The 21,522-nt window shown below is 35.9% G+C and carries 19 protein-coding genes and 1 tRNA gene; 10 read left to right on the forward strand and 10 right to left on the reverse strand.

The window, feature by feature from the left end; all coding sequences use genetic code 11:
• Window positions 1-3: 3 nt before the first annotated feature.
• The 6 genes from LC457_RS22305 (at window position 4) to LC457_RS22330 (ending at window position 9,715) form a co-directional block, all read left to right on the forward strand.
• Window positions 4-741, forward strand: a complete 738-nt coding sequence (locus LC457_RS22305) for a 1-acyl-sn-glycerol-3-phosphate acyltransferase (protein WP_223601799.1) — start codon at window positions 4-6, stop codon at window positions 739-741.
• Window positions 742-771: 30 nt separating this feature from the next.
• Window positions 772-2,217, forward strand: a complete 1,446-nt coding sequence (locus LC457_RS22310; RefSeq protein ID WP_223601800.1) for an MFS transporter — start codon at window positions 772-774, stop codon at window positions 2,215-2,217.
• A gap of 94 nt (window positions 2,218-2,311) precedes the next feature.
• Window positions 2,312-3,268 (forward strand): DUF3810 domain-containing protein, encoded by a 957-nt coding sequence (locus LC457_RS22315; protein WP_308116432.1) that lies wholly within the window; start codon window positions 2,312-2,314, stop codon window positions 3,266-3,268.
• Window positions 3,269-4,218: 950 nt separating this feature from the next.
• Window positions 4,219-5,733, forward strand: coding sequence for a thioredoxin domain-containing protein (locus LC457_RS22320; protein WP_223601802.1), 1,515 nt, complete (start codon window positions 4,219-4,221; stop codon window positions 5,731-5,733).
• Between the two features lie 187 nt (window positions 5,734-5,920).
• A complete protein-coding gene (locus LC457_RS22325; RefSeq protein WP_047420135.1) occupies window positions 5,921-8,116 on the forward strand; it encodes a peptidase domain-containing ABC transporter in 2,196 nt (731 codons plus the stop codon).
• Between the two features lie 300 nt (window positions 8,117-8,416).
• The gene (locus LC457_RS22330; RefSeq protein WP_223601803.1) at window positions 8,417-9,715 is read left to right on the forward strand and encodes an HlyD family secretion protein; all 1,299 of its coding nucleotides are present in this window, start codon (window positions 8,417-8,419) and stop codon (window positions 9,713-9,715) included.
• 389 nt (window positions 9,716-10,104) lie between these two features.
• Here the strand turns inward: LC457_RS22330 and LC457_RS22335 are convergent.
• The 7 genes from LC457_RS22335 to greA form a co-directional block, all read right to left on the reverse strand.
• Window positions 10,105-10,178, reverse strand: a tRNA-Met gene (locus LC457_RS22335).
• A 44-nt stretch (window positions 10,179-10,222) separates the two neighbouring features.
• The gene (locus LC457_RS22340; RefSeq protein WP_223601804.1) at window positions 10,223-11,515 is read right to left on the reverse strand and encodes a TlpA disulfide reductase family protein; all 1,293 of its coding nucleotides are present in this window, start codon (window positions 11,513-11,515) and stop codon (window positions 10,223-10,225) included.
• 61 nt (window positions 11,516-11,576) lie between these two features.
• Window positions 11,577-11,792 (reverse strand): signal peptidase, encoded by a 216-nt coding sequence (locus tag LC457_RS22345; protein WP_223601805.1) that lies wholly within the window; start codon window positions 11,790-11,792, stop codon window positions 11,577-11,579.
• Between the two features lie 5 nt (window positions 11,793-11,797).
• Window positions 11,798-13,774: a T9SS type A sorting domain-containing protein gene (locus tag LC457_RS22350; RefSeq protein WP_223601806.1), complete on the reverse strand. Its 1,977-nt coding sequence runs from the start codon at window positions 13,772-13,774 to the stop codon at window positions 11,798-11,800.
• A gap of 74 nt (window positions 13,775-13,848) precedes the next feature.
• Entirely contained in the window at window positions 13,849-15,036 is a 1,188-nt protein-coding gene (gene clpX, locus LC457_RS22355; RefSeq protein ID WP_047420145.1) for an ATP-dependent Clp protease ATP-binding subunit ClpX, read from the reverse strand.
• A gap of 68 nt (window positions 15,037-15,104) precedes the next feature.
• Window positions 15,105-15,494 carry an HIT family protein gene (locus tag LC457_RS22360; protein ID WP_047429226.1) on the reverse strand — a complete coding sequence of 130 codons (390 nt, stop codon included), beginning with the start codon at window positions 15,492-15,494 and terminating at the stop codon, window positions 15,105-15,107.
• Window positions 15,495-15,550: 56 nt separating this feature from the next.
• A complete protein-coding gene (gene greA, locus LC457_RS22365) occupies window positions 15,551-16,021 on the reverse strand; it encodes a transcription elongation factor GreA (RefSeq protein ID WP_047420150.1) in 471 nt (156 codons plus the stop codon).
• Between the two features lie 109 nt (window positions 16,022-16,130).
• Between greA and LC457_RS22370 the strand changes: the two genes are divergently transcribed.
• The 4 genes from LC457_RS22370 (at window position 16,131) to LC457_RS22385 (ending at window position 19,565) form a co-directional block, all read left to right on the forward strand.
• Entirely contained in the window at window positions 16,131-16,586 is a 456-nt protein-coding gene (locus tag LC457_RS22370) for a hypothetical protein (protein WP_223601807.1), read from the forward strand.
• Window positions 16,587-16,594: 8 nt separating this feature from the next.
• Window positions 16,595-17,044: a D-aminoacyl-tRNA deacylase gene (gene dtd / locus LC457_RS22375; protein ID WP_223601808.1), complete on the forward strand. Its 450-nt coding sequence runs from the start codon at window positions 16,595-16,597 to the stop codon at window positions 17,042-17,044.
• A gap of 10 nt (window positions 17,045-17,054) precedes the next feature.
• Entirely contained in the window at window positions 17,055-17,651 is a 597-nt protein-coding gene (locus tag LC457_RS22380; RefSeq protein WP_223601809.1) for a hypothetical protein, read from the forward strand.
• A gap of 255 nt (window positions 17,652-17,906) precedes the next feature.
• On the forward strand, window positions 17,907-19,565 hold the full coding sequence (locus tag LC457_RS22385; protein ID WP_223601810.1) for a S8 family peptidase: 1,659 nt from the start codon (window positions 17,907-17,909) through the stop codon (window positions 19,563-19,565).
• Between the two features lie 82 nt (window positions 19,566-19,647).
• Here the strand turns inward: LC457_RS22385 and LC457_RS22390 are convergent, their stop codons facing one another.
• From LC457_RS22390 to LC457_RS22400, 3 genes are all read right to left on the reverse strand, one after another.
• Window positions 19,648-20,160: a hypothetical protein gene (locus tag LC457_RS22390; protein WP_223601811.1), complete on the reverse strand. Its 513-nt coding sequence runs from the start codon at window positions 20,158-20,160 to the stop codon at window positions 19,648-19,650.
• 60 nt (window positions 20,161-20,220) lie between these two features.
• Complete coding sequence (locus LC457_RS22395; RefSeq protein WP_223601812.1) at window positions 20,221-20,760, reverse strand: hypothetical protein; 540 nt, start codon at window positions 20,758-20,760, stop codon at window positions 20,221-20,223.
• 84 nt (window positions 20,761-20,844) lie between these two features.
• Entirely contained in the window at window positions 20,845-21,522 is a 678-nt protein-coding gene (locus LC457_RS22400; protein WP_223601813.1) for a DUF1361 domain-containing protein, read from the reverse strand.

A 21,522-nucleotide genomic window follows, 5' to 3' on the forward strand; every position in this document is an offset into this window, starting at 1 on the left:
GCTGTGACAAAAATTTTAAATTATCTCTGGAGATTCTGGCTGCTGCTGTTAGCATTTTTTCTGACAGTTACTATTGGGATCCCTGTTTATATTTTATCTTTTAACAAAAAACATTATAAATACGGTTATAAACTCGTCAGGCTCTGGTGTTTCGGAATGTTTTACGGAATGGGTTTCAGATATGACCTCATTAAACTTTCAGAACAGGAGAAAGACAAAAGTATACCTTATGTTTTTATCTCCAATCATACATCCATCATGGATATTATGCTTACCTGCATTGTATTTCCCGATCATCCGATATGTTTTGTAGGGAAGAAAGAACTGGTAAAGATTCCTATTTTCGGAACCATTTATAAAAGGATATGTGTGATGGTAGACAGAACGAGCGCTAAAAGCCGTGCGGATGTATACCGCAGATGTGCTGAAAAGATGGAGGAAGGCAACAGTATTGCCATTTTTCCTGAAGGCGGTGTACCGGACGACACTTCTATCATCCTGGATGACTTTAAGGACGGAGCGTTTATGCTGTCCTCAAAACATAACTCTCCTATCGCTGTTTATACCTTTATCGGACTGAAAGAAATGTTCCCTTTTGAAAACTCAAAAGGCTATCCCGGAAGAGTAAAGGTGTATTTCAACGGAATCATTGAGCCTACCGATTCGCCAAAAGACTTAAAGGCAGAGGCTTACGAAGAAATAAAAAAAACCTTAATCAGGTATTCCGTTGAAAGGAAATAGTTATATTTGTTTGTGAAATCTATAATAAATATGTCAAATTATTCTAAACAAACCAATTGGGCCCAATTCATTCCATTGGTTACTGTATTCTTCTTTTGGGGATTTGTAGCAGCCAGTAATGATATTCTGATCCCCGTTTTTCAAAAAGCCTTCAATCTATCTCAAACTGAAAGTATGCTGGTACAGATATGCTTTTATGTAGCGTATACTGTAGGTTCTTTAATTTATATGATTGTATCAAGGAGCCTGAAACAGGATTTGATCAATAAAATCGGGTACAAAAACGGCCTTATTGTAGGGCTTCTTATTTCCGCATTGGGAACCCTGTTGTTTTATCCGGCAGCCAATATGCATTCTTTCCCTTTAATGATCTCCGGATTATTTATTGTAGGTTTAGGATTCTCTCTTCAGCAGATTGTTGCCAACCCGCTTGCTATTGAAGTAGGTCCTACAGAAACGGGATCTCAAAGATTAACAATGGCTGGGGGAATCAATAACTTAGGGACTACAATAGGACCCCTTATTGTTGCATTTGCCATTTTTGGTTCTGCAAGCGCAGGCAACACGGAAGCGAGTATAGAAAGTGTAAAAACTCCTTATCTGATATTAGGAGCAGCTTTTGCTCTTGTAGCCTTAATGCTTAAATTTTCTTCTCTTCCTGCTGTAACTCCAACGAATACCGAAAACACAGATGATTCAACTCCTGGAGAGCACAGAAAATCAGCATTTCAGTATCCTCAACTGGTGATGGGAATGATCGCGATCTTCGTGTATGTAGGGGTAGAAGTTTCCACTGCCAGTAACCTTCCGGCTTATATGGAAAAAAACTTAGGATTTGAAACCAAAGATGTAGCTCCTTATATTTCTTTATACTGGGCATCATTGATGATTGGCCGGTGGACAGGTGCTGTAGAAGCATTTGATGTAAATGCCGGGTTCAAAAAGATTTTAAGGTTCTTAGCTCCTTATCTTGCATTTGGTGTATTTCTATTCGTGAATGCTATTGCGAAGCATGATTTGTCTCCATTCTATGTATATGGATTCATTATTATTGCAATGATTATCTGTGATATCTTAAGTAAAGGAAACCCGGCAAGAATGCTTTTGATCTTCTCATTGGCTGGGATTACCGCTTTATTGGTAGGAATGTTCACTACAGGAATGGTATCTGTATATGCGTTTACCAGTGTAGGTCTTTTCTGCTCTACTTTATGGCCATGTATTTTTGCACTTGCCATCAACGGACTTGGAAAACACACCAATCAAGGTTCCGGATATCTTATTATGATGATTATGGGTGGAGGTATCGTAAGTTTTATTCAAGGGTATATTGCTGATATTACAAATATTCATTTCAGTTATATCGTAGGGGTTATTTGTTTTGCTTATCTTGCATTCTATGCGATCCGTGTGAGTGGGATTCTAAAAGCCCAGGGCATTGATCTTGATAAAGTATCTAAAGGTAATGGTCATTAATATAACGAAAACAATATATAAAAAGAAAAGGTTTTGGGCAGGTGTATTACTTGCCCAATTTCTTTTGTTTTATGTCTGCTCAAAATCCGGGGTGATGATCTCGTTTTTTGAAAGCTTTTTTGAACTTCAAAAAGGAACACATCAGGTATTGTTCAGCTGGATTCCATTTTCTATGGGAGATCTTATATATATTGTATTGGGTGCTTTCCTTTTGTATTATTTCATCATGCTATTCAGAAAGCAGCGAAGACATGATTCTATGCTCAGAATTCTGATCATCATCAATATTTTTTACTTTATCTATCAGATCTTTTGGGGAATGCTGTATTTCCAGACACCTATCATCAAGAAACTTTCAAGCCAGAAAGAGCCGGATGTGGAAAAAGCCAAGAAACTGGCTCTTGCTTATCTTGAAAAATGCAAAGCAACCAGACAATCTGTCCATGAAGATAACAAAGGTGTATTCATCATTACGAACCTTAGTTCTATACAACAGGAAATTCTGCATCAACAGGCAAAATTACCTTCTTATATTTCCAATAAAAAAGCACCTCAGATTTTGGATATTAAACCCAGTTTATTCAAAAATGTAATGAGTTTTACGGGTATTTTGGGATACTACAACCCTTTTACTGCAGAAGCTCAATATAATGCTGAATTACCTTCTACCTTCATCCCTTTCACAACGGCGCATGAAAGTTCCCATCAGCTTGGTTTTGCCAGAGAACAGGAGGCTAATTTCGTGGGGTATTTAATAGGAGTTCATTCCAGTAATAAGGAATTGAGATACAGCACTGAGTTTTTTACTTTAAAAAGCCTTTTAAGGTTTATTGTGGAAGAAGATCCGGAGTTCGTCAAGAATGTTCTTCATCGATATTCTCCTGCCATGAAAAGAGACCGCATGTATGAAAAGAATTTTGTACTCAGTCATCAGGGCTGGCTGGATGATTTTTTTGGATACACCAATAACCTCTTCCTGAAAAGCAATCAGCAGGAAGGTTCTGTCACCTATTCTTACTTTATAGATCTTCTCTTAAACTATGAAAAATAAATAAAAAAAGAATCGTATCAGGCGATACGATTCTAAAAACACAAATGATGAAAAAAAATTTATTACCTTGACTTGTTCCCTCATTCAAGGCGATGTAAAAGTACGACATATTTTATAAATACAAAAACATTTACCTCCTTTTTTAAAACTTTATGAAAACTTTATGACTTTTTAAGTTTTTTTGAGTTTACACCACATCATTACAAATCGCAATCAACACGGGCATTCAATACAAAAAACATCATTTAAACTCTTATAGCCTATTAAATCACCATAGAATCAAACATTTGTTTAGATAAAAAACATTCGGTTTTCACCCTGTTTTCATCGTTTTAAAAATTGGAGTTATCCGCTGTATTTCATGGTATATTTCTACTATTTATATTCAAAAATTTCAGGATATTTTAATCAGAAAATAATAGACTTATTATTTCAGTTTGTCTATTTTTTCAAAAACAGGAATTTCCAGATAACTGTCATTATATCGTTTTATTTCAATGGGCTTTCCGCATCGAATATCTTTCCAATAACATCCTAATGCAGCTTTATTACATGTAAAAACTAAATATACTTTGTTACAAAGCAAGGCTCCATTGTTTCCTGCAGGTGAAATTTTATGTAAACTATAACCATGAAAACTTTAAAATACCTGCCAGCCGGAATCGGGCCTTCTTCTTTTAAAAGCAACTCTTCTGAAAATTCAGTCTTCCCAGCTAAAACTCTTGTTTTATCAAATAATTCTATGAATAAATTCTACGCCGAAGCAGCAATAAAATTATAGGATTGTATTAGAATATCATATCTTAGAATCGAATTTGGAACCCAGATTTTGTGAAATAAAATATTGAAAGTCAAATCAAATCTACCAACAGCCGTTTATATCTCACTAATAAAAGAAAAAAATTTTTGTATATTTAAAACATCTGTGTATTTTAGATAAAAATATTAACATGATTTTTGACAAACTAATTAACCACCTAAAACTCGATAAACAGGAATTCATTTTCCAGTTCAACTCACATCCCAACTATCCATCTGCGTTGGCTTTCAGTGATACGCTTAACTTTATGGGGGTGAAAAATGATGCTTATGAGCTTGACAAAGAATATTGGGACGAACTTCCGGAAGAATTTATTGCCATTGTTGAAAATTCATTCTCTCTCGTAAAAAAGTCAGGCAGCAATTATTCAGTATACTCAGAAAAAGCAAAAACCTTCGGTAAAGAAGAACTTTATACCAAATCAACTGATTTTGTACTGTTGTTTGAAAAAACAGAAAATGCAGAAAATAAACTGGCTTTCAATTTCAAACCGGTTCTTTATTTAATTTTTGCAGCTGTTCTTGCTTATTCATTTATAAGCCAAACCATTTACGAAGCCTTATTCAATCTTCTTTCTTTGGCTGGAGTATATATTTCACTTGAAATCTTCAATCAGAAATTCGGAAATACATCTACTGTAATCGGAAGTATCTGTGGTGGCGGAAGTGCTGCTGCCAACCAGACAGCCAACTCATGTGATAAAATCATAAAGCAGGATAAAACCAGTATTCTGGGTTTAAAATTTGCAGACTTTTCTCTGATTTATTTTGCTGGGCTTGCAGTGCTGGGGTTATTTTTACCGGCTACAGCTTATATTGTAAAAGGATTTACTTTTGTTTCTGTTCTTGCCATAGGGTATTCTCTATACATTCAGGCATTTGTAGAAAAAACGTTTTGCAGAATTTGCCTTTTGATTATTTCAATCCTTGTTGCACAGATAGTAGTAAGCAGTTTATTTTTTGAGAACCTCTCTTTCAGTGTGGGAACACTCTTATTAACTGTCATTCTATGGGCTCTGGTATTCTCTGCTGTTATTTATTTCAATACTCTTCTTGAGCAAAAAGAAGCACTTCAAAAGTCTAATGCAAAAAACCTTAGATTCAAAAGAAATTATGAGCTTTTCAAAAATCAGATGGAACAGAATCCAAAAATTGAATTCCAGAACACAGAAACTTTTGCTGTTGGAAAAAAAGATGCAAAGCTTCGTATCTCTATCGTTTCCAATCCCTATTGCGGTTTCTGTAAAGATGCTCATAAACTGGCAGAAAGTCTCTTGGAAAAATATCCTGATAATATCTCTTTACAGATGAGATTCAATTACAGCCCTGAAAGAGCTCCTGAAAAGTATACACAACTTATTTCAGACTTAACTCATATTTACCACAACAAGCCTGAAAAAGAATTTCTACACGCTGTAGAAGAATGGTTTGAAACTAAGGACGAAAGCAAAATCAATGCGCTTTCCGGAGGAAATGTCACCTCGGAAAACCTGAATCCATTGGTAGAGATGTCTAACGAAAACAGCAATGCAGGATTAAACTTCACCCCTATTTTTATCATCAATGGATACCAATTCCCTGACAAGTATGATCGTGAAGATATTTTGTTTTTTATTGATGAATTAATAGAAGATGATGAGATTTAGTAAATAATATCATTCATTTGAAAATTTCACTATCTTAGGAAAAACAAAAACAACATCTGAGAAGGTGTAAAAGAGCAGAAAAACAGTGACCAATGGGACTATTTGCGGTTTACCATTTCATTGAATTATAATTGAATTAAAGTAAATGTCGTCACGCGCTGACGGCATTTTATAATGAGTAGTAGTTTTGAAAAAAAAGTTTCCTTTTTATAAGCAACCAGATACCAAAGACTGCGGCCCTACATGTCTCAGGATCGTAAGTAAGTATTATGGTAAAAGTATATCCCTGCAGCAAATCCGTAACCTTTCCGAAACAACACGTGAAGGAAGCAGCCTTCTTGGACTAAGCGATGCAGCAGAAAATCTCGGATTCCGGTCGATGGGAGTCCAGATTGATTTCAATACCCTCACAGAAGAGGTTCCTTTCCCTTGTGTAGCACACTGGAATAAAAACCATTTTGTTGTTGTATACAAAATTGACAAAAATAACAAAGTATATATTTCGGACCCCAGTTATGGACTGATCACTTATACAAGAGAAGAATTCATCAAATCCTGGATCGGAGAAAATGCAAACGAAAATACAGAAGAGGGAATCGTCCTGATTCTTGAAACAACACCGGCTTTTTTCCAGACTGAATTTGATGCTGAAGAAAGTAAAGCCAGCTTTACATTTCTTTCCAAATATCTCCTTAAGTATAAAACACTTGTGATCCAGTTGGCCATAGGTCTTTTGGGAGGAAGTTTATTATCTCTGATATTCCCGTTTCTTACCCAAAGTATTGTAGACGTCGGGATCCAGAACCAGGATATTAATTTTATCTATGTAGTTTTACTTGCACAGATTATGCTATTCCTTGGAAGAATGGGAATTGAAACCATACGAAGCTGGATTCTTCTCCATCTTTCGGCAAGGATTAACATTTCCATCATCTCCGATTTCTTTATCAAGCTCATGAGGCTTCCGATAAGTTTCTTTGATACGAGAATGACCGGAGATATCATGCAGAGAATAAATGACCACCACAGAATCGAGCAGCTGCTTACAAGTTCATCTTTAAATACCCTGTTCTCACTGGTGAATCTTATTATCTTCAGTATTGTTTTGCTGTTTTATGATTACAGATTATTCATTGTTTACCTTGTTGGGGCTGTATTGTATATTGGCTGGATCAGTTTCTTCCTGAAAAAAAGAAAAGAACTTGATTACAAAAGGTTCTCTCAGGTCTCTCAGGAACAAAGTAAAGTGATTGAACTTATCAACGGTATGCAGGAAATTAAAATGCATAATGCTGAAAAACAAAAACGATGGGACTGGGAATTTCTCCAGGTAAAACTGTTTAAGATCAGAATAAAATCTCTTTCATTAGAACAATGGCAGTCTGTTGGAGGTAACTTTATCAACCAAATGAAAGATATTCTGGTAAGTTTCCTTTCTGCAAAACTGGTTTTAAGTGGTAACCTGACTTTAGGAATGATGCTTTCTGTACAATATATCATTGGACAGTTGAACAGCCCTCTTCTTCAGCTTATTGACTTTATCAAGCAGACTCAGGATGCTAAGATCTCCCTTGAAAGATTAGGAGAAATTCATGATAAAGATGATGAGGAAGATAAAAATGAACAGTACGTCACAGATGTTCCAAAAAAAGATATCGAGATCAGGGATATGTCATTCCGTTATATTGGTTCCGATGTTCCGGTTTTTGAAAACTTAAGCCTTACGATTCCTTATCAGCAGACTACAGCTATTGTAGGAGCCAGTGGAAGTGGAAAAACGACCTTGTTGAAACTCTTAATGAAGTTTTATGATCCTGATCAGGGTGAAATCAGAATCGGGAGCACCAATATGAAGAATATTTCGCCAAGATACTGGAGAGATCATTGCGGAGTGGTAATGCAGGAAGGCTATGTATTCAACGATACTATTGCCAATAACATTGCTGTAGGTGAAGACCATATTGACAAACAAAAACTGAGACGTGCTGTAGAAATAGCCAACATTAAAGAATTTATTGAAAGCCTTCCGTTAAGTTATAATACGAAAATCGGAAATGAAGGTGTTGGAGTCAGCGGCGGTCAGAAACAAAGACTCTTCATTGCAAGAGCCGTTTACAAATCTCCTGAATATATTTTGTTTGATGAAGCTACATCAGCACTGGATGCCAATAATGAGAAAGTGATCATGGAAAACCTTGAGCAGTTCTTCAAAGGGAAAACAGCGGTAGTTATTGCCCACAGACTTTCTACAGTAAGACATGCGGATAAAATTATCGTGCTGGATCAGGGGAAAGTTGTAGAAGAAGGCAGCCATGCAGACCTTGTAGATTTAAGAGGAGAATATTACAGACTTGTAAGAAACCAGCTTGAACTAGGAAGCTAGTAAACATATAGCGGAACCGAAAAGCTTATAGAGTAGGAAAAACAAAAACTAATTTTAATCATGAAAAATCTAAAAAAACTTTCGAGAAAAGATCTGGCATTTGTCAGCGGAGGTGTAGTTATTCCGGACAACAATTGTTGTGGTTCTTGGTGTCTTGGCAGCTGGATGCCATGCCGTATCCATCATATTGCATGTCCACCGGATGCTGATACTTCACCACCATCGTGGTACGACGGGAATTGCCCATTTGGTTAAATTATATTCCCCCTGAAATATTGGGGGAAATTTTATCTTAGAAAAATGAAAGAAGACGTTTTAGACAATATTGAACTTCGCTCAGAAAGCGTTCAGGATATTCTTACCCAGCCTCCTCATTGGATGATACGCTGGGGAAATACCGTTATATTTATTATTCTCCTGTTGATTCTCCTAATGAGTTACATTATAAAATATCCGGAATTTGTACCGGCACCTATTATTGTAACTTCTCAGAATCCTCCGGAGAAAATCGAAGCAAGGACAAGTTCCAAAATTGAAAAAATATTCATAAAAGACCATCAGGAAGTTAAAAAGAATGATGTTCTGATGGTAATGCAGTCTGCAGCCAATTATAAGGACATTCTAGAGCTTAAAAAGCTGATAGACTCCATTACTCCTGATAATTTATATAACTTCCCTCTGGCCCAGGCTTCAAGGTTCAAATTGGGGGAATTACAGGGTGAATACAACAGTTTTGCAAAAGCATTTCAGGATGAAGCCCTTTTTACAAGATTACAGCCTTATGCTCCGGAAAACCTGGCAGCCAATCAGAGTATTTCTGAATACCGCGTAAGAATAGCTACCTTAAAACAACAGAAAAACCTGGAATCTATAAAATATGATCTGACCAAGAAAAACTTCAACAGGTCTCAGGAACTTTTCAATCAGGGAGTTATTTCAGCTATGGAACTTGAAAATGAAAAGATCAAATATCTTCAGGCCCAGCAAAATCTTGAAAATCTTAACATCACCATTTCACAAATGGATGAGGGTATTTCCAATCTTAACAAGACTAAAAGCGGAACTGCCATTAATACAGAAAAAGACAGAATTACATATTCTTCACAAACTTTACAGCTTCTTGAGCAACTGAGAAAATCTTTAAAACAGTGGGAGCTGAATTACCTTGTCATATCATCTACGGATGGTATTGCCAGTTTCCAGCAGTTTTTTGGTGAAAATCAGTTTGTAAAGGTGAGTGAACCTATCGTTTCTATTCTTCCTAAAAATAAAGAGCAGTTGGTAGGCAGAATGTCTGTTCCTACAACCAACTCAGGAAAAATAATTCCAGGCGAAAAAGTATTGATTAAGCTTGATAACTACCGATTCCAGGAATACGGAATCATCGAAGGAAAAGTACAGAATATCTCTCTTATTCCTGATGATAAAGGAAATTATTACGTAGATGTTATTTTGCCAAAAGGATTAAAAACCAGCTATAACAAAACGCTTACATTCGATAAAGAACTCAGAGGCAGCGCAGAGATCGTAACACAAGATCTCCGATTGATTGAAAGATTCTTCTATCAAATCAGAAAGCTTCTTGGATATCAGGTCTGATAAAGAATTTAGATAAAAAAAATAAAAGCCGTTGTACAGATTGTAGAACGGCTTTTTTATAATGATATCTGAGATTAGTCACACTTTCAACATATCCAATTAGTAAAATTCATTGATTACAGCCTTTACTCTGCAAAAAGAGAACCTAAGATCATAAATAAACAGATCCATCAAAAAAAACCTGTAAGAAAGCGAATACATGGGAAATAATAACCTTCTATCTTAAAAAAATTTCGATAAAGAGTAGGATAAGCTCAAAAGCCGGATCATCCCTTAATTTTCTATTGAAAGACAATAATGAAAAAATTGGGAAGAAATAAAAAGATAGATTTTCAGTTATTCTAAAAAATGAAAACCGCAATCATTAAATCAATGATTGCGGTTTTTTGTAGCGAAGACGGGAATTGAACCCGTGACCTCAGGGTTATGAATCCTGCGCTCTAACCAACTGAGCTACCTCGCCGTTTTGGTGGTGCAAATATAGAAAATATTTCTTTACCTCCAAAATTATTTTAACTTAAAATATTCCAAAACATCTCCAACGTGATCTGGTTTGTTGATAATCTTATTGTTAGCATCTAAAATAAAATACGTCGGAGTTGCATGAATATTGTACATGTCCGTGTAACTGCTGTTCCATCCTCTCAATTCTGAGTCATTCACCCAAGGAAATGCAGCAATCTTTTTAGTATAAGAGTTTTTGTCAACATCTAAAGAAAACCCTACAACCTGAATATTCTTTGATTTCAGCTCATTGTATTTTTCCAGAAGTTTCGGAAGTTCGCTTTCACAGTGTGAGCATGTGGATGACCAAAACACAATAACCTTTTTATCAGCCTTTATATCGTATAACGACTTCGCTGTAGTATTTACAGGCGACTGGAATTTATAATTAGGGAAAGCAGCTCCCATTTCAATATTAGCGTTCGATTTCAATGTAGAAGCAAGTCTGTCATTGATGGTACACTTAAGATTTTTGGCAAGCGACAAATATTTGCTCTTATATTCATCCATCTCATATACATCAAAAATATCGATCAGTTCTGATAAAACAGTCTGACCTCTTGGAGTTTCCACTTTTAATCGGTCTAATAGTTTGTCAACAGAAGCAGTAACATTAGTATTCCCCCCGGAATTCAGGTAAGATACCAATACTGGTCTTAGTAATGATGAAGTTTCCAGCATATCATTTGACTTGTCCAGAAAGTTGATTATTTCCTCCTGATCTACTTTTTTGGCAACATCTTGTGAAGGGGAAATAAATTTACTGTAATTCGTGTTATAATAGGTAATAAATGGATGTTGAGCAGCATCAATAGAGCTGGAAGTACCGGAAAGTCTGTCGATCTCTATTTTCAGTGCTTTTCCAAAGTCTGTATTATCTTTATAATATTCTTTGATCTGTGCTAAAGCCGGCAAAATAAGCTCTTTCTTTTGTGAACCTTCCTGCTGCTTGCTCATCAGGTTATTCGCTTCATCCAGATATGTAACATCTTTAACTTTATTATTCTGGATATCCAGTTTAATATTGACATTTTTATTTTCAGAAATAAAGCTTACGGTATTATTAGAGCCCGGGAAATAGATTTTCATCATTCCCATATAGCTGCTTGGGTATTTAAAAGTCCACGTACTATTCTTACTCTGTTCCTTCGTAACAATAATATCTTTTGAACCGTTTAATGTATATAGAATAGCGTCCTGATCTTTAAAGTCTGCCGGAGTCTGAATGGTAACTGTAAATTGAGCCTGCAGAGCAAATGCGGCCAAAACCGCAGATAGCGTATAAATCTTTTTCATAGAGTAAAAATAAAAAAACTCTCTGATTAATCAGAGAGTTTAATATTATTTTAATAAAATTTTATGCTTTTACGCTCTTGTACTTTTTTGTAAAGTAAACAATAAATGCAATTGCTACAATACCAAGTACATATACGTACATATCAATGGGTGCAGGTGCTCCGGTACCATTCCCTCCATTTCCGGTTCCTGTTGGAGCTGGTTGTGGTGGGGCTGCATTTGCGAAAGTTATAGCAAAAAGAAAAAGAGCTAATACTAGTTTATTAATAGTTTTCATGTGGTTTATTTTAAGATTTTAGTGTTAACAGTTTCTCCCTTATCAGAAACGATTTTTACAACGTATGAATTTTTAACTGAGCCATCAAGCTCGATTACAAAATCTCTGGATGCATCAACCGCCTTTTTAGAGATTACTAGTTTACCGCTCATATCATAAACTTGAATATCTGCTTTTTTCCATTTTGGATCAAATCTTACAATGTAATTTGTAATAGATGGATCATACACTACAAGTGTTCTTGATGCAGTAGGTTTATTTTCTACTGCTAAAGTAATATTGCTTGGTTCTCCATAATACAAATTAGCCTCCTCATTTGTTACCGCTACAACATCTCCTTGTTTAGCTTCTATTAAGTTTCCGTTTTCGGCTTTATAATAGAATCCAACTCCTGAAGATAACTGGTGTGCACCAGCTGGGATTAGCGCTGCATTTTCTCTGATCTCGAATTTATAAGATTTCACCTGATCAAGGTAATAGTTAACTAACTTAACATTTTTACCCTGGAAGTTATTTTCATTAGCTTCGTTAATATATAACCAATAGTTAGTATTATTATTATCATACCCACCATTCAATGACTCTTCAAAAGTACCGATGATGTTTTTACCAGCTGAAGACTGAACTGAAGTTGCTGCAGAAATCTGGTGTCCTGTTGTTAATCCTGGAGAAACAACATAGTATGTTCTGGAAAGTTCTTTTCCATTAGCATCAAGACCGATTACACCAAGCTGTTTTACAGTATTGGTTGTATTCTTACCAGTAGACATTTTAGCTGCTGTTACATCATAGTTGATACCTGCTGTTCTTGCAGTTGACTTGAATCTTCTCAGTGTATTAAAATTTAAAGTCTGAGCTGTATTGTCTCTCAACTTTATTTTAAATGACTGCATAGGTTTGATTACAAGTAAGTCTACGTCACCAATAGCTGGAGCTACTCCATCACCAGTAGGTAAGAAAGTAACTACCTTAGCAGCTGTAGCATAAGTAGAACCACTTGGAAGAGTAACGATGGTACCTGGATCATATTCAATACCCCAGATATTTCTCACTGCATTTCCGTCAGATCCTGTAACACTTTCAGTATATCCAATATTAGCTAAATCTAAATTGGTAAGGAAAGGGTTTCCGAATTGGTAGAAGTTTTGACCAAATGTAGCAGCCCATGGATTTGTAGTAAACTCAAAACTATCATCAAGATAAGTATTGTACTTCTCATTGTATTGGTTCAGAGCATTACCATTCGTTCCGAATACAACATTAGAGGTTCCCAAATTAGACTTCCCTGCGTTCTGTAATGTTACAGCACCCGCATATGGAGCATATGGTTTCCCGTTAATATTGAATACGTTTCCTGTTGCAGGAGCACTTGGATTCCAGTCGTTATTTTTAACCTTAAGCATATAATAACCTGAAGCATCCCAAGTAGTCGAGGTAGGAGCTAGATTCAAAGTAGTAATAGAAACAGCATTAGCATTATCCCACTTAAGAATTGGATTGTCATATCTTCCAGTATTGAAAGTTTTACCAACCTCAGTAGATAATGAATTATAAGCTTTACCAGAGAAAGGCAAAGCAACTTGCTGGAAATAATTACCGCTACCGTTACTTGTAGTTCTGTATTCTTTGGTTACGATACCTGAAATGTTGGATTGGGATAGTCCGTCAATGTACAGCTGACCGTACGTGGAAGTAGCAAAAGAAGCAGGAGTATTAAGCCTTAAGATGATATTTCCACCGTCTGTTTTATCAGCTCCGGCACCATCAATTGTCTTAAAACTATCTGTAGCAGATCCTACCACCATAATATTTCCATGTACATCCAAAAGACCATTACCTTTTGTCTGTACACCTCCACCACTATAAACTAGGGTGCCTTCGCTCACATACATATTAGCATTAGTGTCAACATGACATAGTATCTGCGCCTGAACAGAGTAACTAATTGCTAAAAGACCTATAGCAAATAAACTTTTTCTCATTGTATAAATTATTTGTGTGTTAATACAATCTTCACCCGCAAAGGTATTATTATTTTTCTTAAAAAAAAAATATTTTATCTATTAATCAAAACATTATCTTCCGTCAAAACGATCTCTTTGTCCTCTCCTATTGAAAACATATAGTCTTCTAGAACTTTTTCGGTGGTACCTCTCAACCCTCTTGCGCCTAATCCTTTTTCAATAGTTTCCTCTACGATTTTTTCAATTGCACCATCTGTTATTACCAAATCCGTACCATCCATCTTGAAAAGTTCCACAAATTGATTCACAATTGAATTTTTTGGCTCTTTCATAATTCTTACCAGCGTCTCTTTCGTGAGTTTATCGAGGTAAGTGATGATTGGAAATCTTCCTAAAAGTTCCGGAATTAATCCGAAAGTACGAAGATCAATTGCATTAATATTTGTTAATATATATTCGTCTTCGTCTGTTTTATTGATTTTCTCAGAACTGAAACCTATCGCCTGCTTGTTCATTCTTCTTTCGATAATCTCTTTAATTCCGTCAAAAGCACCACCAGCAATAAACAGGATGTTCTGAGTATTCACCTGGATATATTTCTGATCCGGATGTTTTCTACCTCCCTGCGGCGGAACATTCACGATGCTTCCTTCCAGCAGTTTCAGTAATCCCTGCTGTACTCCTTCTCCTGAAACGTCTCTTGTAATACTTGGATTGTCTGATTTTCTTGCAATCTTATCAATCTCATCGATGAAAACAATTCCTTTCTCCGCTTTTTCCACATCATAATCTGCTACCATCAGAAGTCTGGACAGAATACTTTCAACATCTTCTCCTACATATCCTGCTTCCGTTAAAATAGTAGCATCTACGATACAGAAAGGAACATTTAATTCTCTGGCAATAGTTTTTGCCAGAAGAGTTTTACCTGTTCCCGTCTCCCCAATCATGATGATATTTGACTTTTCAAGTTCCACTTCTCTGTTTTCATCCTGAGCGTGGAGTAATCTCTTATAATGATTGTATACAGCAATAGAAAGCTGTTTTTTTGCCTGATCCTGTCCGATCACATACTGATCAAGAAATTCTTTGATCTCTTTCGGCTTTTTAAGTTCAGCCATACTGTCGGCAGGTGAATATCCTGTTTTGGATGCACCATCTTTTACAATTGCGTGCGCCTGCTCTATACAATTTTCACAAATAAAACCATTCTGGCCAGAAATCAGCATCTGTACTTCATTTCTTTTTCTGCCACAGAAAGAACATTGGTTTGAGTTCATATGATATAATATATATGTATATGTTAAAGAAAATCGTAAAAAATTACTTTTTTACGATTTTCTGATTGTTAAGAATTAATAATTGAGTGTTGAATCTCTGTATATTCTTCGTTCGTTAATTTTAATCTTTCATTTCTAAAATTCATGTCTTCCATCTTGTTTAAAGGAATCAGATGGATGTGTGCATGAGGAACTTCGAGTCCTACTACCGCTACTCCTACTCTTACACATGGAACTGCAGTTTTGATCTTCTTGGCTACCTCTTGGGCAAATCCCCAAAGGTTTTTGTATTCTTCACTTTCAAGATCAAAAATCAAATCCACTTCTTTTTTCGGAACTACTAAAGTATGTCCTTTCACCAAAGGCATTGCATCTAAGAATGCAATAAAGTTTTCATTTTCTGCAATCTTATAAGAGGGAATCTCGCCGTTGATGATCTTTGTGAATATAGTGCTCATTTTATCAGAAGTTAGGGTTAGATATTTAGAAGTTTAGAAATAGAAACCGTATCAGACTATAAAGAAATGTCTAATACTTCAAAAGACAGTTTGTTTCCGTTCGGTAAAGTAATTTCGGCAGTTTCACCAACCGCTTTCCCCAACAGACCTTTTGCGATAGGCGTGTTTACAGAAATTCTTCCTGTCTTCAGGTCACTTTCGTTATCTGGTACCAATGTAAATACCTGCTCTTGCTTGGTAGCATTATTTTTAAGTTTCACTGTTGTTAAGATGGAAACTTTTGAAGTATCTAATTGGCTTTCGTCTATAATTTTAGAAGTAGAGATAACGTCTTTCAGCTTAGAAATTCTCATTTCAAGCATCCCCTGAGCCTCTTTAGCCGCATCGTATTCCGCATTTTCAGACAAATCTCCTTTGTCTCTTGCTTCCGCGATCTGCTGAGTGATTTTTGGTCTCTCTACAGTTTCCAACTGTTCCAGCTCAGCTTTCATTTTCTCTAGGCCCTCCTTAGTTACATAGCTTGCCATAATTTTCAAAATTTAGTTTTAGTATAAAAAAATAATCCGACATTTGCCGGACAATGTTTTCGTGTTGTAATCGTTTAATTTTTACAAATATATAAAAATTTAAATTGAAATGAAAAAAACTTTTTCAATCATATCTATTTTCAGCTTATTGATTTTCAGTAACTTAACTATAAACTCTTGTGGAAGCAGAGAAGATACTGTGAGCTGCTTCCCCAATACTCCCATTAATGTATCTCTTAATCTAAACCTGCCTGCCTACTACGCTTTGAACAATATTAACGGCTGGATTTATGTGAATGAACAGCAATCCGGAACCAGAGGACTGATTATTGTGCGAACTGCAAGCGGGTTTAAGGTATACGACAGAAACGCTCCCCACATATGTCCTGATAACAATACAACCCTTGAAGTAAAGGACAATATTGCTATTATTTGCCCGCAGGACAACACAAAATGGATATTAAGTACAGGACAGCCAGAGGCCGGAGCCAAAACATCTCTGCCACCTAAAACCTACCCTTATAACTATGATGCACCAAGTAAAACTTTAAATGTTTATTTTTAGAATATAAAATGAAGATCGTTATACAAAGAGTCTCTGAAGCCAGTGTAAAAGTAGACGGAAAAATTGTTGGTGAAATCGGGAAAGGATTAATGCTGCTGGCAGGTGTGGACGAAAATGATGAAAAAACAGATGCAGACTGGCTTGTACAGAAGGTTTTAAACCTAAGAATCTTTGGAGATGAAGAGGGTAAACTTAATCTTTCTGTGAAGGATATTTCAGGGGAAATCCTTTGCATCAGCCAGTTTACATTGATTGCTGATTACAAAAAAGGCAATCGCCCATCTTTCATAAAAGCAGCAAAACCTGATAAGGCTATTCCTCTTTTTGATTATTTTAAAGAAGAAATAGCTAAATCCGGATTAAAGACAGAAAGCGGAATTTTCGGAGCGGATATGAAGGTCTCCCTGATCAACGACGGACCTGTCACAATCGTAATGGATTCAGTTACCAAAAGCTAAATTATAGAAGATGAATAACAAAAATATAGTCATTGCTTATCTGGCAGTGACTTTAGTTTTTCTGTTTGGAATAATTTTAAGCCTTAATAATTATAGTTTCGCCGGATATTACATTGATAAAATAATTAACTGGCTCTGGCTGTTGATGACCATTTTCATCATTATCCGGTTTTGGAAGAAAAAAGTGATAAAAGTATACTTTGGTCTTTTGATATCAGGAATTATCCTTAGTATTTTACCCATGATGATTCCATTTTTTGGAATTATTCATTATTTTTCAACCATTGGCTGTGAGCAAAGAATTCAGCTGGATGAAACTTACAGAATAGAAAGAGGTCGTCCGGGAGCACTTTACAGACCGCTTATTACGATTTACAAGAAAGAAGGTATTTTTGAAAAACAAATCTCAAGATTTCCTTATTCAGACATCATAGAAAAAACAGTACAGCCATCTAAGGATACTTATTTAGATGATAAAAAACTTCCAATCCAGGAAGCAAAACTCATTAATGTCAATCAGGACAGTATTGGTATTGAATATGGGATCATGAATAAGCAGAAAGTAATCTACCATAAGAATAAATTAAACTGGTTTGATGATCTTTAAAAATTAAAACCTATATACCTCAACAAAACCATTCAGTGATCTGGATGGTTTTTTGTAATCATACAAAGTATATTTTCCAAACCCCACAGCTTTTTAAAACCAGTGCAGTTTATTATAAAGAATTGATGAAGGTCTTTCTACATAAGGAAGGAATAAAAAAACAAAAAATAAATTCACAAAAATGTGATTTGTTTTCATTTTATTATTATTTTTGGTAGAAATCAAAACTGATTTACAACCATTTAACAAAATCGTATGAAAACAAAAATCAACCTTTTCGCATTGTTTGCGTTCTGCTCTTCCCTGTCTTTTGGTCAGGACAGTCAGCCCAAACAGAATCAGGATCAAAATTCCATCATCTATGTATGCTTTTCAAAGGGCATTAATTCAGAAAAAACCGCATTCAGTAGAAATGCTGATCTGGAGAGATTTTCAAGAGAAAACAACATTTCATTCAAATACGATCTGGATTTTACAGATAATAAACTTGATGAAATGGCCAGAAGCAGCAAAGCAATCGGAAACTCTTCAGAATCTGTAGAAAAACTGAAAAGAATTTATAAGGCAGATCTGCCCCTTCAAAATGAGGAAGCCACTCAGAAAATCATTCATAGCCTTGAAAGGTTCCCTGAAATAGAATATGTATCTGTGATGAGTGCAACTCCTATTGAACCTCCTTTGGTTAATGCTTTTGTAGCAACACCTGATCTGGAAAGCATTCAGACTTATCTGAATGACAACCCGGGAATCAATGCAAAATATGCCTGGTCAAGAGGAATCACCGGACAGAATATTCGTGTAAGGGATGTAGAATATGGTTTTTACAAAACTCATGAGATGCTTAGCAACCAAAACTCTATACAGCTGGAGCCAGGATATTCTCCGAATGCGGGATTAGCCAATAATAACTACCGTGACCACGGAACTGCAGTAGTAAGTATTTTAGGTTCAATAAAAGATAATATCGGCCTTACAGGAGCTGCTTACAATACTTCCGAAATAAAAGGATATATGGAATGGACCACTGTGGGATATAACAGAGCTTCTGCCGTGAGCAGGTCTATTAATGCTTCTCAGGCAGGTGATATTATTCTATATGAAATGCAGACCGGAGGAAAAGATGGCCAATATTGTCCTGCAGAGTATGACAAAGTAATCTGGGATCTTACGAAAGCAGCTACTGATTCAGGAATTATTATCATTGCAGCTGCGGGTAACGGAAATCAGAATCTGGATGATCCGTTTTATGCAACTTATCTTGCCAGAGGAAATAGCGGAGCTATCATTGTAGGGGCAGGATCTCCCAATACAACCCATTCAAAATTAAGTTTCAGTACTTATGGAAACAGAGTGGACGTTCAGGGTTGGGGAAGCAGTGTTCTTGCTGCGGGCTATGGTTCTTATGCCAAATATGACAATGATAACAACAGGACTTATAATTATTTCAGCGGCACAAGTTCTGCAACGCCTGTAGTATCATCTGCAGCTATTTTAATTCAGTCTTTCTATCGTCAGACTACAGGTCAGAACCTGACACCTTCTGCGATGAAAAACCTTTTAATTTCTACGGGAATTCCTCAGGGAGGTACTGTAACCGGTCAGAAAATCGGGCCTCTTCCTAATGTAAAAAATGCGATACTGCAACTGGAAAGTAAATTTGCAACCCCTGTAAAAACATTATCTCCGCTGGAGGTTAAAATCTACCCTAATCCATCCAGCAGTACTATTGCGATTCAAAGTACAGAAAACAAAAAACTGGATTTTGAAATCATCAACCTTCAGGGACGCACTGTGATCAAAAGTTCTGTTTTGTCTGATGAAAAAATTGATATTTCACAACTGCCAATGGGTCAATATATCATCAATATCAATGAAGGCCAAAGAAGAGTTGTTGAAAAATTCACAAAACTTTAAAACGATTTTTATACATTTTACTTCACATCAAACCCTCTTTCAGACTACTGGAAGAGGGTTTTTAATATTATTTTTTTCTCTGTTATTTCGCAGGAACGCTGCTGAAATTCAGGGCTACTTTAATGTTCATGTCTGAAGAAGTCTGATTCTTCAGTTCATACACTGTTCTTATCGTCAATCCTGAGCTTTTTACAATTTCATCAAGGAATCCGGTATCATTCAGGTCCAGATTTAAGCTGGAAGAGTTGGTAGATATATTGGATCGTGATGCGATCAGTCTTTCTCCTGTTCCGTTGGATGAAACGTATATTTTAACGGTTTTGAATGCACTCAGATTTCCTCCTGAAGGGGATGCAACAGAAATTTTAGCATCTGAAATCCTTACGTCTTTAATCTTTGCATTGTTATTTCCTCCGAACCATGTCTGTACATTGGTAGCGGTTGCAGTGGAAGAAACTTCTTTATCTGCAGGAACACCTGTGGAAACTAAAACATTCGTGGTGTATGGAAATGTATTCTGAACCAGCGACTGTACGGTTCCGCAACTTACGAGTACAGCTGAAGCGGCCATTGCTGTTAGAACTATATTTTTCATAATTGTAAATTTTTAAACTTAGAGTTTAGTTTGCAGAAATTGTACCAAATTGATTTGAACTTATTCTACCGTTATGGTAAAGCTTCCCTTAGTATTTCCTGAAGCCATATTACTTTTACCGATAATCAGCCATACTTCACCTTTCCCGGGGGTATCGTAAGTAATCTCTCTTCCGAAAGGCCCGTCATAGTCTCCGTTGGCAAGTTTGATCTGATTGAAACGGATATTAAAATCTTTCTCTTTGGTTGAAATTTTTGCTTTGATATTCGGGCGATCGTAATGGGTCAGCTTTAAAATCAGTTCCTGATCATCTTTTTTAAATTCTTCTCCCAAAGTGAAAGGAAGCTGCGTAGCATCAGCTATTCTAATGATCTGCCCTTCTTTTTCAGTTCTCATTACGCCTTTTCGCAGAACTTCTTTCGTGGCAGGAGCATTGTTAATGATTGAATCTCTTTCTTTCAATGCTACAGAATCTGCTTTTACAACAGAATCCGGCATTTCTGTAACAACTGTAGAATCCTTATCCTGAACGGTTGTCACGGCAGGTTCTTTTTTACATGAAATAATAATCAATGGAATCAACAATAAGCTTTTTTTCATAATAATTAAGTTTAAGAATGTACCAATATATCATTCTGGTGAGCTCTATTAAATGCTAAAACTGTTCCAATTCTATAGAATGATTTATTTTTCCAGCTTCAATTCTCTATCATTATTTGTTTCAACCCATTTAAATGTAAAATACATAAAATTGAGCATAATTCCCATCAAAACAGTGACACCCCATGTCTTGGTATATTCAAGCGGATAGATAAACCGTACTACAATATCAGAGAACAGACCGAAAGGATTATTGAGTACATCCCAACTGTTCCATCTTAAAAATCTTCCAAGATACACTCCAAAACTGCTCATGAAAAGAAAAAAAATAATTACCGCATTGATACTGTTTCTTTTACCATATTCGGAAAGGCTTTTTTCAATATCATTAAGGCTTATAAAACCACAGATCAGTCCTGTCCAGACATAGGAAAGAATAACAATCAGGTCATACCATATCGGTACTGAATTTCTCGCTCTCAGATGAAAAAGGTCTGTGAGAATATAAGGTGAATTGGGAAAGAACAAAATCCAGACGATAATAATAAAGATCAGTGAGATTTTGCTTTTGATATTAAAGGCAAGAATAAAAGAACTTAGTAATAAAGGAATCCATGCCAGAAAAAGATTCCAGTTGAGAAACAGAAACACTTTTGTATCACTGATATAGTATCTGAAAGCTGAGAGACTGAAACAGAATACAGTCATCAATATCAGGAGCATGTTGATTTTAAATCTTGAAGAGGCAACGGGCTTTTTCAT

Source organism: Chryseobacterium sp. GVT01B (assembly GCF_019970045.1).
GTDB lineage: Bacteria > Bacteroidota > Bacteroidia > Flavobacteriales > Weeksellaceae > Chryseobacterium.